This is a genomic window from Domibacillus enclensis, from assembly GCF_900156125.1.
Lineage (GTDB): Bacteria > Bacillota > Bacilli > Bacillales > Domibacillaceae > Domibacillus > Domibacillus enclensis.
Genome location: NZ_FTLX01000004.1, coordinates 63,807 through 77,635, shown reverse-complemented (window position 1 = coordinate 77,635; position 13,829 = coordinate 63,807). Strand labels below are relative to the sequence as shown.

The 13,829-nt window shown below is 46.3% G+C and carries 11 protein-coding genes and 2 riboswitches; all 11 genes read right to left on the bottom strand.

Annotated elements, in window-relative coordinates; translation table 11 throughout:
• Positions 1 to 13: 13 nt before the first annotated feature.
• Complete coding sequence (purB, locus tag BW952_RS09660; protein ID WP_045849140.1) at positions 14 to 1,312, bottom strand: adenylosuccinate lyase; 1,299 nt, start codon at positions 1,310 to 1,312, stop codon at positions 14 to 16.
• 28 nt (positions 1,313 to 1,340) lie between these two features.
• A complete protein-coding gene (gene purK / locus BW952_RS09655) occupies positions 1,341 to 2,468 on the bottom strand; it encodes a 5-(carboxyamino)imidazole ribonucleotide synthase (protein WP_045849139.1) in 1,128 nt (375 codons plus the stop codon).
• Positions 2,461 to 2,949: a 5-(carboxyamino)imidazole ribonucleotide mutase gene (purE, locus tag BW952_RS09650; RefSeq protein ID WP_045849138.1), complete on the bottom strand. Its 489-nt coding sequence runs from the start codon at positions 2,947 to 2,949 to the stop codon at positions 2,461 to 2,463. The genes purK and purE overlap by 8 nt, the downstream gene beginning before the upstream one ends.
• Before the next feature lie 93 nt (positions 2,950 to 3,042).
• Positions 3,043 to 3,142, bottom strand: a riboswitch (purine riboswitch).
• Positions 3,143 to 3,217: 75 nt separating this feature from the next.
• Positions 3,218 to 3,421 carry an NETI motif-containing protein gene (locus tag BW952_RS09645; protein ID WP_414735770.1) on the bottom strand — a complete coding sequence of 68 codons (204 nt, stop codon included), beginning with the start codon at positions 3,419 to 3,421 and terminating at the stop codon, positions 3,218 to 3,220.
• Complete coding sequence (locus BW952_RS09640; RefSeq protein ID WP_045849136.1) at positions 3,409 to 3,951, bottom strand: DUF2179 domain-containing protein; 543 nt, start codon at positions 3,949 to 3,951, stop codon at positions 3,409 to 3,411. The genes BW952_RS09645 and BW952_RS09640 overlap by 13 nt, the downstream gene beginning before the upstream one ends.
• Before the next feature lie 87 nt (positions 3,952 to 4,038).
• Positions 4,039 to 6,102 (bottom strand): glucose-specific PTS transporter subunit IIBC, encoded by a 2,064-nt coding sequence (gene ptsG / locus BW952_RS09635; RefSeq protein ID WP_045849135.1) that lies wholly within the window; start codon positions 6,100 to 6,102, stop codon positions 4,039 to 4,041.
• A gap of 184 nt (positions 6,103 to 6,286) precedes the next feature.
• Positions 6,287 to 7,129 (bottom strand): glucose PTS transporter transcription antiterminator GlcT, encoded by an 843-nt coding sequence (gene glcT / locus BW952_RS09630; RefSeq protein WP_045849134.1) that lies wholly within the window; start codon positions 7,127 to 7,129, stop codon positions 6,287 to 6,289.
• Positions 7,130 to 7,222: 93 nt separating this feature from the next.
• The gene (locus tag BW952_RS09625; protein WP_045849133.1) at positions 7,223 to 8,557 is read right to left on the bottom strand and encodes an NCS2 family permease; all 1,335 of its coding nucleotides are present in this window, start codon (positions 8,555 to 8,557) and stop codon (positions 7,223 to 7,225) included.
• Between the two features lie 93 nt (positions 8,558 to 8,650).
• Positions 8,651 to 8,751: riboswitch (purine riboswitch) on the bottom strand.
• Between the two features lie 82 nt (positions 8,752 to 8,833).
• On the bottom strand, positions 8,834 to 10,387 hold the full coding sequence (gene guaA, locus BW952_RS09620) for a glutamine-hydrolyzing GMP synthase (RefSeq protein ID WP_045849132.1): 1,554 nt from the start codon (positions 10,385 to 10,387) through the stop codon (positions 8,834 to 8,836).
• Positions 10,388 to 10,559: 172 nt separating this feature from the next.
• Positions 10,560 to 11,387: an ammonia-dependent NAD(+) synthetase gene (gene nadE / locus BW952_RS09615; protein WP_045849131.1), complete on the bottom strand. Its 828-nt coding sequence runs from the start codon at positions 11,385 to 11,387 to the stop codon at positions 10,560 to 10,562.
• 99 nt (positions 11,388 to 11,486) lie between these two features.
• Positions 11,487 to 13,826 carry a putative bifunctional diguanylate cyclase/phosphodiesterase gene (locus tag BW952_RS09610; RefSeq protein ID WP_045849130.1) on the bottom strand — a complete coding sequence of 780 codons (2,340 nt, stop codon included), beginning with the start codon at positions 13,824 to 13,826 and terminating at the stop codon, positions 11,487 to 11,489.
• Positions 13,827 to 13,829 lie beyond the last annotated feature (3 nt).

The following is a 13,829-nucleotide window of genomic DNA, read 5'->3' as shown; positions in this document are numbered from 1 at the left end:
TGATTCCGGCTGTTTATTCGCTTAATCCGATGCGGTCAAAAATCGTATCGACGTGTTTAATATGATAGTTGTAATCAAAGCAGTCCGCGATTTCTTCCGGTGATAGCTTGGATGTGATCGTTTCATCTGCTTCAACGAGTGAACGGAACTGCACTTGCTTATCCCACGCTTCCATCGCACGCGGCTGAACTGTGTCGTACGCTGCTTCACGCGCCATGCCTTTATCGATCAAGGCAAGAAGAATGCGCTGGGAGTAAATAAGGCCGAGCGTGCGGTCCATGTTGCGCTTCATGTTGTCAGGGAATACCGTCAAGTTTTTCACAATATTGCCGAAACGGTTTAGCATGTAATTTAAAGCGATCGTCGCATCCGGCAAAATCACGCGCTCAGCGGATGAATGCGAAATGTCACGCTCGTGCCAAAGGGCAACATTTTCGTACGCCGTTACCATGTGGCCGCGGATGACACGCGCAAGACCCACCATGTTTTCAGAGCCGATCGGGTTGCGTTTGTGCGGCATAGCAGATGAGCCCTTTTGTCCTTTGGCAAATGCTTCTTCCACTTCACGAGTTTCAGACTTTTGCAAACCTCGTACTTCTGTTGCGAACTTTTCAATTGACGCCGCCACAAGCGCCAGTGTTGCCATGTAATGAGCGTGGCGGTCGCGCTGGAGCGTTTGAGTGGAAACAGGTGCCGGCTTTGTACCAAGCTTTTCGCATACATACTTTTCAACGAATGGATCAATGTTTGCGTACGTGCCTACTGCGCCGGAAATCTTTCCGTATTGTACACTGTCTGCCGCGTCGTTAAAGCGCTCCAGGTTTCGTTTCATTTCTTCGTACCAAAGCGCCATTTTCAAGCCGAATGTTGTCGGTTCTGCATGAACACCGTGTGTCCGGCCCATCATGACGGTGTGCTTGTGTTCGATCGCTTTAACGCGAAGAATCTCAATGAAGTTTTCGATGTCTTTGCGTAAAATGTCATTTGCTTGCTTCAGCAAATATGAAAGAGCGGTGTCAACAACATCTGTAGACGTTAATCCGTAATGCACCCATTTGCGCTCGTCGCCAAGTGTCTCGGAAACAGCACGTGTAAAGGCAACAACATCATGGCGTGTTTCAAGTTCAATTTCATTAATGCGGTTAATGTCGAAGCTTGCATTCGCGCGCAGCTTTTCAACATCTTCTTTCGGGATATCGCCAAGCTCAGACCAGGCTTCACAAGCGAGAATTTCTACTTCAAGCCATGCTTTGAATTTGTTTTCTTCTGTCCAGATGCTGCCCATTTCAGGTCGTGTATAACGTTCGATCATTTGTTGTCATCCTCCGATAATCTTTCGTTTAGTTTGTCCAAATCCCGCTGTCTTCAATTTCTTGAAGTGTTTCTTCTATGTTATCTGTCAAAATCGTCACATGGCCCATTTTGCGCTGATGCTTGGCTTCTTCTTTTCCATACAAGTGAATCGACCATTCCGGCTTTTCGGAAATAGCTTGAATGACGCCTTCCACATGCTGGCCGAGAACATTGACCATCACGGCCGGCTTTAGGAGCCCGGTGCTCTTCAGCGGCCAGTTGCACACGGCCCGGATGTGCTGGCCGAATTGTGAGATGCCGCACGCTTCAATCGTATAATGTCCAGAATTGTGAGGGCGAGGCGCTAATTCGTTAATGAAAATACCGCCATCCTCTGTCACAAACATTTCAACCGCCAGTGTCCCGACTAAGGAAAGGGACGACGCGATCTGGTCAGCTGCTTTTTTGGCTGCCTGCTCGGTTTCCGGTAAAATGCGTGCCGGCACAATCGATTCGTGTAGAATATTGTTGATGTGAATGTTTTCCGCTGGCGGGAAATAAGTGGTCTCGCCTTCCGGATTGCGTGTGACAATGACCGATATTTCCTTTTCAAACGAAAGCCATTGCTCAAGTACACAGTCTCCGTGCTGAAGCAGTGCGGCTGCTTCGCTTGCCTGCTCTGCTTCCTTCAGTACAAACTGGCCTTTGCCGTCATAGCCTCCGGTCGCTGTTTTCAGTACCGCTGGCAAGCCAATTTCGCTGATGCCGGCTTTTAGCTCTTCCTCTGTCCGGATCACTTTGTACGGCGCGACCTTTACGCCCGCTTTCGTGAGAGCTTCTTTTTCAAACACACGGTTTTGCGTAATACGGATCAATTCCGCCCCTTGTGGAATGTTCGCTTTAGTCATCAGCTCTTTTAAGCCATCATAATCGATGTTTTCAAACTCATAGGTGATCACATCACTTACGTCAGCCAGCTGCTTCAGTGCTGCTTGATCATTATATGGCGCTTGAATGACGATATCTGCTGTTTGCGCACATGGCGCTCCTTCTGAAGGCTCCAGGACAGCGATGCGAAAGCCGGCTTCTTTTGCAGCCAGTGCCATCATTCTGCCAAGCTGCCCGCCGCCAATGATGCCAATGGTTTTTCCCGGTTCAACGATTGTTCTAGCCAAGCTGATCACTGCTTTCTAAAACGGTTTTTTCTGTCTCCTTGCGACGCTTATCCAATCGCTCCGCAACACCTGCATCGGCAATCGACAAAATTTGCGCTGCCAGCAGTCCGGCATTCGTTGCACCCGCCTTGCCGATGGCGGTTGTTGCTACTGGAACCCCGCCTGGCATCTGAACGATGGAAAGCAGAGAATCAAGCCCGTTCAGCGCTTTAGACTGGACCGGAATGCCAATGACCGGTAGCGTCGTTTTCGCCGCCGTCATGCCTGGCAGATGTGCTGCGCCGCCCGCTCCGGCAATAATGACCTTCAAGCCGCGTTCACGTGCCGTTTCAGCGTATTCGAACATTAAATCCGGTGTCCGGTGTGCTGAAACCACCTTTTTTTCATATGGTATGGCAAGCTCGTCAAGCACGTCGCACGCATGCTTCATCGTCTCCCAATCAGATGTGCTGCCCATAATAACGCCCACTTCAATCGTCATATTGATCCTCCAGTGTGAGATTTTTTTACATAAAAAAACGGACAGACCGCTTCCCTGTTGTCAGGAGAAAGCGATTCGTCCGCAGTCGATCCAGATTCCGAATGCTTTCCCCATAGTCGGCTGTTTACGGCAGCCGGTAGAAACTCGCGAGCCATATTCCCGCTATTATATGAGGTGCTTTATTGTCATCTACATATTAACAACCGGCAGAAGGGGTTGTCAATAAAAAATCGAACGATATTATTAACTTATATTTTAATGTTCGTATTTAAGTCATTATTTTTCCTTCAAACACGATTTCACGTCCGATTGGGACATGAATCGTCTCTCCGTTTTCCGTCTGCTCTTCGAAAAGAGGTTTTTCTATGCGTCGGACCGGCACGTATCCTTCACTTTCCATGCGTGCCAAACAATCGCTAATCGTTTCATTTTCTTCCACTTGAAAGTTTTTCTTTTTACTCATCGCATCAATTTTCCTTTTCTCACTTGTTTCACCCAGAAACCACCGTGTATCGACTTCGGTTCATACGCAATGATAAACGCCTTTTCGTCGAGCTCCTTAATGCGGCTGTACAGCTTCATTTCGTATTTTCGCGGCGTCAAAATCTGCATAGCCATCCGTTCTCCTTCGAGTCCGTTCGCTGCCCAGTTGGTCACTCCGTAGCCCTCTGCGCGAAGGGTTCTTGGCAAATCCTTATCGTATTCCTTTGTGATGACATTAACGGTAATATACCCAAGCGCCATCTTTTCTTCAATTTTCATGCCAACGACGACCCCGATGCCATATCCGACTGCATAAGCAATCAAATTTTGAATTTCATTTAAATTATCCAGCACAAGACCGAGCCCGACAACGTAAATGACTACTTCAATCGTGCTGACAAGGGCAGCGGTATACCGATAGCCTTTTAGTGTCAATATCATGCGAATCGTAAAAAAGGATACATATACGACATTAATAAGCAAAATAATGATCACCATTAAGAAGGCATTGTCCAACATATTCTTCACTCCTCTTTGACGGCAGTTTACCATATTAACAGACATTAAAAAAGCCTCAGCTGAATGTCAGCTGAGGCGGGTTGTTTCTTATTTAATAGTAATAACGTTTTCGTCTCCATTTTTCACAGTTCCTGGCTTTTCAACCGTTACCGATTGTCCTTCAGCGAGGTTTGTGAAAATGATTGGTGTGATCGTTGACGTCGCATTGTTCGCGATATAATCCAAATCTACCTTCAAAAGTGTTTGGCCAGCTTTCACGCTGTCGCCTTCTGCAACGAATGCCTCGAAGCCTTCACCATTCAGCTTAACGGTGTCAATACCGAAGTGAATCAAGATCTCACGGCCATCGTCTGCTGTAATACCGATCGCATGCTTCGTCGGGAATACGTTAATGATCTTCCCGTTTACTGGCGAAACCACCGTGCCGTCGTTCGGCTTGATCGCAAAGCCGTCACCCATCATTTTTCCGGAGAAAACAGGGTCCGGTACTTCTGTGATTGGCAATAGTTCACCTGAAATCGGTGCAACAAACTTGCTTTCCACATCGTTACGAATCGCAGCCGGCGCTGCATTTTCCACTTCTTTTTGTACTTCCTGATCCGGTTTTACGGCAACCGGACGAGGTGATTTGCCTTTCATAATGTCCGCCATTTGGTGGCGAAGATTATCTGATTTCGGTCCGAAGATCGCCTGAATGTTGTTGCCGACTTCAAGTACACCTGCTGCACCAAGCTGCTTCAAGCGTTTTTTATCAACGTTGCCAATGTCGTTTACCGAAACGCGAAGGCGTGTAATACAAGCATCCAGGTTGGCAATGTTTTCTTGGCCACCCATTGCTTCTAAGATTTCATATGGAAGCTCTCCCGCAACAACTGCTGGTGAGTCGCCATCTTCATCGTCTTCAGGCTCACGTCCCGGCGTCGCAAGGTTAAATTTACGAATCGCAAAGCGGAAACCGAAGTAGTAAATAACCGCAAACACAAGACCGACTGGAATCACGAGCCAGGCATTTGTCTGTGGATTCAATAGACCGAATAACGTGTAGTCAATCAAACCGCCCGAGAAGGTCATTCCGATTTTTACATCAAGAAGACTCATCGTCATAAAGGAAAGACCTGCAAAAAGGGCATGTACCCCGAACAAAACAGGTGCGACGAACAAGAATGAGAATTCAAGCGGCTCTGTAATCCCTGTTAAAAAGGTTGTCAAAGCAGCAGAACCCATGATACCTGCAACAACTTTTTTACGCTCCGGACGCGCTTCATGATAAATCGCAAGTGCTGCTGCCGGAAGACCGAACATCATAAACGGATATTTACCTGTCATAAACGTACCTGCTGTTAACTCCTGTACACCATCTTTAATTTGCGCCATAAAGATCGCCTGGTCACCGCGGACAAGCTCGCCTGCCGCGTTTGTGTACTGGCCAAACTCAAACCAGAACGGCGAATAGAAAATATGATGCAACCCGAATGGAATCAAGCTTCGTTCAATAACCCCAAAGATAAATGCCGACACGGCAAGGTTGCCGCCTAGCAATAAATGAGAAAAAGCATCTAAACCGCTTTGAATTGGCGGCCAAACAAAAATCAAAACAAGTCCAAGGATAACGGCTGATGCAGCTGTCGCAATTGGCACGAATCGTTTTCCTGCAAAGAAGCCGAGATAAGACGGTAATTCAATGTTAAAGAATTTGTTGTACATGTAAGCCGCAATGGCCCCCATGATAATCCCGCCGAACACACCCGTTTGAAGGGATGGGATGCCGAGAATCAATGCATGGGCAGGATCTCCGCCCTCTAGAACCGCAATTTTCTCAAGACCAAGCGCTGTTCCCATTGTTGCATTCATGATCAAATACCCAACAAGCGCGGCGAGTCCCGCAACGCCGTCTCCTCCAGAAAGACCAATCGCAACCCCAATGGCAAATAATATTGGCAAGTTTCCGAAGATAATATCGCCGGAATTTTCCATGACTGATGCAACCATTACAACCCAGTCAGCTGTTAAAAAAGGTGCCAAATCCGTCAGCGTTGGGTTTTGCAGTGCATTACCAAACGCAAGCAATAGCCCAGCAGCCGGCAAAATCGCAACCGGAAGCATAAGTGCTTTACCGATTTTTTGCAGCACGCCGAAAAGCTTTTTAAACATGTGTAGTTCCTCCCCTGTTTTCATTAGTATGCGCATCTCAAAGATGAATCAGACAGACAGAAACGAAAAAAGGCATGAGAAAAGAAGACATCAAGAAAAAAGAAGGTATCACAACCCCTATTTTCTCTGTATCTCCTTTACTCATGCCTGATCGTATCAGTAACACGTAAAGAACGAATTAATATTATTTCATTTTTGTCTGAATCCGCTGTAAATGCATGGTTAAGTAAACCGCTTCTGCATCATACACTGGATTTCGTAATGTCTGCTGCATCACTTTGATCAGCTTCCATGATAAATTATAGCATACTGGATATTCCGTTTTCAATAGGTTTGCGATTTTTTCTGGTTCGTCGACTTTTTCGCCCCGCACAACCCGTTCAATCGTATACCGGATATGGCGGACAAGCCGCATATAGTCTATGCTTTCCTTGTCCAGCTCAACATCAAGCTGAGTTTCGATCATTTGAATAAGCGTCGCAATCAGCTCTGAGTGGCGGCTTAAGTCCCGGACGTCTTTATTCGCAATCGCACTGTGAATGTGCAGCGCAATAAAGCCGGTTTCCCCCTCCGGCAGGCTGATGGTCAGCTTGCTGTTGATCAGCTTCGTGACATCTGCTGCTACCTCGTACTCAAACGGATAGAGCGCTTTCGTTTCCAATAAAAACGGATTGCGGATGCCCATTCCTCTCATCATCCGGTTCACCGCGAACAGCAAATGATCCGTTAAGCCTACGTGAATATGCTCGTTCAGTGTTTCTCCGACTCGCTCCCGAATGAGTTCCACCGCTGCGATAATCACTTTTAACGTTTCATCATCCAAATGCGGCAGCAATTTTTTATATTGCTCCTGCTCGCTCCGGTCTGTCAGCACAAACAGCTTCTCCACCGAGCTTCTCACAATGCTGTCTCCCTGCTGGCGGCCGAAGCCGATTCCTCTGCCAATGAGGACAACCTCAGTATCGTCATTGGCTGATGCAATGAGCACATTATTGTTTAAGGCTTTTTTCACAAAAAATTTCTCCATGGCACATCCCCATTGTTTCTTTTTTTACAGTATAGCACGAGCCCGAACGAAAAAAACACCTCCCTGTTTGAAGAGAGGTGCTTTCCGACTGATTTATTTAAGGAAAATAAAGTAAAGAACAAAGACGACAAACAGGAAATACATAATCGGATGAATTTCTTTTGAGCGTCCTTTAACGATCATCGTAATCGGATAAAAGATAAAGCCCATCGCGATCCCGGTTGCGATACTGTAAGAAAGCGGCATCGCAATGATTGTTAAAAAGGCCGGTACGGCAATCTCGAATCTTGTCCAGTCAATTTTGCCAAGCGCCGATACCATCAGCACACCAACAATAATAATCGCAGGCGCGGTTACATGTGACGTAATAACAGACAAAAGCGGGAAGAAAAACAGCGACAGCAGGAAGAGAACACCTGTCACAACCGCCGCAAGTCCTGTACGCGCTCCTGCAGCAACACCAGCAGATGATTCAATGTAGGAAGTTGTCGTTGAAGTACCTAAAACGGCACCTGCTACGGTCGCACATGAATCGGCAAACAGTGCTTTTCCTGCACGCGGAAGCTTGTTGTCCTTCATTAAGCCCGCCTGGTTAGCCACGCCTACAAGCGTTCCAGCTGTATCGAAAAAGTCAACGAACAAAAAGGTAAGCACAATAACAAGCATCTGCAGCGTAAACACTTCACCAGGTGTCTGGAAAATGTTTTCGATCGCCACACCGAACGTCGGTGCGACACTCGGAACGCCTGAGACGATTTTCTCCGGAAGCTCAACAAGTCCGAAAATCATGCCGACAACAGCCGTGAGGAGCATTCCGTAAAAAATACCGCCATTGATGCCTTTTACCATCATAATGACCGTAATAATTAAGCCGAAAATCGTCAAAAGTGTCGGTCCTGACGTTAAGTCACCCAAACCAACAAGCACGGCGTCATCATTGACGATAATGCCGGCATTTTGAAAGCCAACAAACGTAATAAACAAGCCAATACCAGCGCCAACGGCATATTTCAGTTCAGCCGGTATTGCATTAATAATCGTTTCGCGCAAGCCCGTCAGCGTCAGCACAATAAAGATCAGCCCTGAAAACAGTACGCCCGTCAGTGCAGTTTGCCACGGAATGCCATACGTTAAAATAACCGTATACGCAAAAAATGCGTTCAGCCCCATGCCCGGCGCGAGGGCAATCGGATACTTGGCCAGCAGCCCCATAATAATCGATCCGATCGCAGCCGCTAGTGCGGTTGCGGTAAAGACTGCCCCGTAATCCATGCGCATCGCATCCGGAAGGTCCGGTACCGATTGCAAGGATAACGTAAGCGGATTGACGACCAGGATGTACGCCATCGATAAAAACGTCGTTAAGCCGCCAATGAATTCCCGGCGATACGTCGTTTGGAGTTCATCCATTCGGAAAAACTTTTTCATTCTTTTTTCTCCCTTCGATCTTATATTCGAACGAAAAATACCCGGAGCATGGGATGCTCCGGGTACGACTAACAAAAGAATACAGAAAGAGACTACGTCTTTCCATTCATTCGTAGTCGGACCATTTACGGCAGTCCGGTAGAAACTGTCAAGCCTTATTCTCGACGATATACGATGCATGTAAAAGTTATAAAGTACTCTTTCATTTTACTCATATACTATTCGCTCGTCAATACAAAACACGAACGAATTTTTTTATTGAAAGCGTTTTGTTCGTTATTCCCACTCGATCGTTGCTGGCGGCTTGCTCGTAATGTCATACACGACGCGGTTGATGTGAGCCACTTCGTTGACGATACGAGTAGAGATGACTTCAAGCACTTCCCACGGAATCCGTGCCCAGTCTGATGTCATGCCGTCGATGGACGTAACAGCACGAATGCCGATTGTGTAATCGTACGTGCGCGCATCTCCCATCACGCCGACGCTGCGGATATCAGGAAGAACGGTGAAATACTGCCACACTTCACGCTCCAAGCCGTTTTTCGCAATTTCTTCACGCAAGATCGCATCAGACTCACGCACGATTTCCAATTTTTCTTCTGAAATCGCTCCTAGTACCCGAATGCCAAGACCCGGTCCTGGGAATGGCTGACGCCAAACGATGTGTTCTGGGATGCCAAGCTCTGCGCCAAGTGCACGCACTTCATCCTTAAACAACGTGCTGAGCGGCTCAATCAGCTTAAACTGCATGTCTTCCGGAAGGCCGCCGACATTGTGGTGCGACTTGATTGTTTGCGCTGTAGCTGTTCCGCTTTCGATAATATCGGTGTAAAGCGTTCCCTGTGCGAGGAACTCGATGCCTTCAAGCTTCGATGCTTCATCATCAAATACATAAATAAATTCGTTGCCGATGATTTTGCGTTTTTGTTCCGGATCTGATACACCCGCAAGCTTATCCATGAACCGTTTTTGTGCGTCTACTTTAATGATATTAATGTTAAAGCCGTTCGCAAACGTGTCCATTACCTGTTCTGCTTCGCCTTTACGGAGAAGACCGTGATCAACGAAAATACACGTTAATTGATCACCGATCGCTTTGTGGATCAGTACAGCGACAACCGATGAATCAACGCCGCCTGACATCGCACAAAGAACTTTTTTATCGCCAACCAGCTGGCGGATTTTCTCCACTTCGATGTCAATATAATTTTCCATAGACCATTCGCCCGCGCACTCACATACACCGAACACAAAGTTTTTCAAAATGTCGTTTCCGTAAACGGAATGCTTCACTTCCGGATGGAATTGAACAGCGTACAGGTTTTCTTCTTTATTGCTCATTGAAGCGATCGGGCATGAAGGGCTGACCGCATCGACCGTAAAACCGGCTGGCGCTTCTGTTACTAGATCACTGTGGCTCATCCAGACAACCTGCTCATTCGGAAGGTCCGCAAACAAAGCAGAGTCGTTTTTGACGTTGATGGCAGCTTTTCCGTATTCACGGTGAGAAGCTTTTGAAACCGTTCCGCCAAAGTGCTTTGTCATCAGCTGCATGCCGTAGCAAATACCGAAAATCGGCACATCCAGATCAAAGATACGCTCATCGCAATGGAAAGCATCGTCTGCATATACACTGTTTGGACCGCCGGAGAAAATAATTCCCTTTGGATTAATCTCTTTAATTTCTTCCAGTGTAATCGTATGCGGATGAAGCTCACTGTAAACGCCAAATTCGCGGATGCGTCTCGTAATAAGCTGATTGTACTGGCTGCCAAAGTCGAGTACAAGAATCATTTCCTGGTGCTGCAATTCTGATTTACCTGTCATTGTTTTACTCTCTTCCCTTCAATTCCGTATTATCGGAAACAGTCATCTATTTTTTGTTCGGATTCACACATTTTGACCTCATTTTATATGCTTCATCGGGGCGGGTCAAGGCGTTGTTGTTTTTATTGAAAATTCAGATTTAAAAAAGCTCCCCGGCAAAAGCCGGAAAGCGTTATTTTTTCCAAAAATCATCAAAAACGGTAATAGGCAGGTTTCGCTTGTGTCTTGTTTTCAAATAATGACCTTCGATTTTCTCCGCTGCCTCCGCCGGAATTTCCTTGCCTTCAAGGTAATCATCAATCTGTTCATACGTTACACCAAGGGCTGTTTCGTCCGGAATCAGCGGCTTGTCATCCTCAAGATCGGCTGTCGGCACCTTCATGTACAAATGCTCAGGTGCGCCGAGCAATTTAAGCATGGACCGCCCCTGCCGTTTATTCAAGCGGAAAAGCGGGACGATATCTGCTGCACCGTCTCCAAACTTCGTATAAAAGCCGGTTACTGCTTCAGCAGAGTGGTCCGTTCCAATCACGACCGCTTGTTTCGCCGCCGCAATCGCAAACTGCACCTTCATCCGTTCACGCGCTTTATCGTTGCCTTTCACAAAATCGGTGATTTCAATGCCGATGTCTTCCAGCGCTTTTTCACTGGCATCTACCGCCTCTTTAATGTTCACGGTCAGCCGTTCGTCCGCCTGAATGAACTCCAGTGCGTCCTGCGCATCGTGCTCGTCCTTTTGTACGCCGTATGGCAAACGCACCGCATAAAAGGTATAGTCACTGCCTGTTTCTGCGCGAAGCTCTTCCACCGCTAATTGAGCGAGCCGGCCGGCAAGGGACGAGTCCTGACCCCCGGAAATGCCTAGTACGAACCCTTTTAAAAAGGAATGGTGGCGGAGGTAGTCTTTCAGAAAATCAATACTCCGGCGAATTTCTTCCTGCGGATCAATTTCCGGCTTTACCTGCATTTCTTCAATAATCACTTTTTGCAGTTCACGCATTGGCTAAAAAATCCCCTTTCATCCTGCCTTTTTTAGTATCATACCACTTCTGTATGTGAAAAAACTAACAAAAACAGTTCTTTTCCACCCTTCTTCCACTCACCCTGTTTCCGAAAGAAGCAGCTGTTCAAAATCCTGCACATTTATCGGCTTGCTGAACAGATAGCCCTGCATTTCATCACATCCGATTTTGTTTAAAAAGGCTTTTTGACTTTCTGTTTCAACTCCTTCAGCGAGCACCTTGACGTTTAACTCTTTTCCCATTGTCACGATTAGCTGGACGATGGTTTTGTCTTTTTCTCCTTTTTCCAGCGAGGAGATAAAGGACCGGTCGATTTTTAAGCGGTCGATTTGAAATTGACTTAAATACTGCAAGGATGAATACCCTGTTCCAAAGTCATCTAATGCAAGCTGAAAGCCCATCTTTTTCAGAAAGGACATTTTAGCTCTGTTTTTTCCGCCTGATTCCATAGCGACGCTTTCGGTAATTTCCAATTCGATTTGACGGGGGTCCGCACCTGTTTCTTTTAAAATAGAAGAAATCAGCTCAATAAAATGATCCTGCTGAAATTGCAGCGGAGAAATGTTCACAGCTAATCGCAGTGACGTAAACCCTCTCTTCTGCCAGGCCACAGACTGTCTGCACACTTCTCTGAATACTTTTTCGCCAATGGGTAGAATAAGCCCGGTTTCTTCAGCAAGCGAAATAAACTCCCCGGGGGAAATGATGCCGAGATCCTTTCTGTCCCATCTTAGCAACGCTTCCGCTCCTTCAACACGGCCCGTCTGAAGAGAAATCTGAGGCTGAAAGTACAACAGAAATTCATCTTCCTCGATTCCTTTTTTCAGTGCGCTTTCCAAATGAAAAATCGGTTTCATTTTCATTGACCGGTTGTACACTTTATATTGATTTCGTCCAGATGCTTTTACCTGGTACATGGCGGAGTCTGCCTTCATTAAAAGCTCATCCATGCTGTTGCCATGATCAGGGAAAAGGGAAATGCCAATGCTTGGTGTCACCGTGAGATCGAATTCGTTCAGGCGATACGTCTGACGCAATGAATTCAAAATCAACCGCGCTTTTTCTTCTGCCTTTTCACTTGTCGTGTTTTCAATAAGCAAGGCATATTCGTCCCCGCCAATTCTGGAAACAACTTCATTCTTCCCTGCTAAAGCCACCAGTCTGCTGCCAACCTCTTTTAATAACTGATCTCCGTATGAGTGCCCTAAGCTGTCATTAATGTTTTTAAAACGGTCTAAGTCCAAAAGAAGAAAGGCGGTTTTATCATGGTTTTTTCCTGGACGGCTAATAGCCTGAGACAGCCGCTTCTCCATAAAGCGCCGATTGGGCAGACCGGTAATCGCATCGTGAAAAGCAAGGTGCTCCATCGAATTCACAGCTTCCACCAGCTTATCGGTTCGCTCCTTTACTTTTTCTTCAAGCGCCTCGTTTAATCCATTCAGCTGCTGCATCAGCTTTTCATTTTCCAACAGCGTGACCACTTGCCTTAGCAAAACAAGCAGCACACAAAAAAACAATCCGATGGCGATTGGATTTACGTCATACAGCAAAATGACAGCATACAGGGCTAAAAGAATGACACTTAAATGAGGGAGACTCAGCTTAAAAAGAAGACTTCCTGTTTGTTTCGGCTGCTGGACAATAAACTGCTCCTGTTCGCCCGGATTATGGTACACACCGGACAGACCGAGCAGCAAAATAGAAAAAAGCCATAACGGTTCGTTAATACTGCCCACTGAATAGTTGTTCATTACATGCAGATACGTATAAATCGTATCCGCAATTATTTGAATGACCAGCCCTGAGATAAGAAGAACTCTAACCTGTTTGGAAAAAATACTGCTTGACGCTGCGAAAAAGCTCAGCGTACCAACGAGCATTCCCAAATCCAATACCGGATAAAGTAACTCTGGGCTTAACAAGATGTTTTCTTTCCCTTGCTCCACCAGCGGGTTGATCAAAAAAATCCAGCTGAATGTAAAAGCAGCCGACATGACAATTAAAAGATCCAGCAAGGAGCGAATCGTCAGTAAATAATTTTTTATCTTATACATAACGACGAGCAGCGCAATGAAATAAAAGCCATTTTGAGCCACCCAGAATGACGAAGGAAGTGAGCGCAGGACCCCATCCGTTTGAAGCACAAACTCGTTTATACTCCAAATGAGCGTGCCCACCAGATATGATAAAACACCTAGAGCTAGAAATAACCAAAAGCTTTTTCCTTCTCCGGTATGTTTAAAGAAAGCAAAACCAAGCCATAAAATGGATATGAGGCAAGCGATAACCTGGAAGGTCACGCCTCCCCAGTCAATTAAATAATGATAGGGCTGAAAGGCAAGATTCCATACGACGTTAGCGATGATAAAAAGACCGATAAAAGAATATGAAAACCTGCTATAAGGAAGATAAGCCATTCG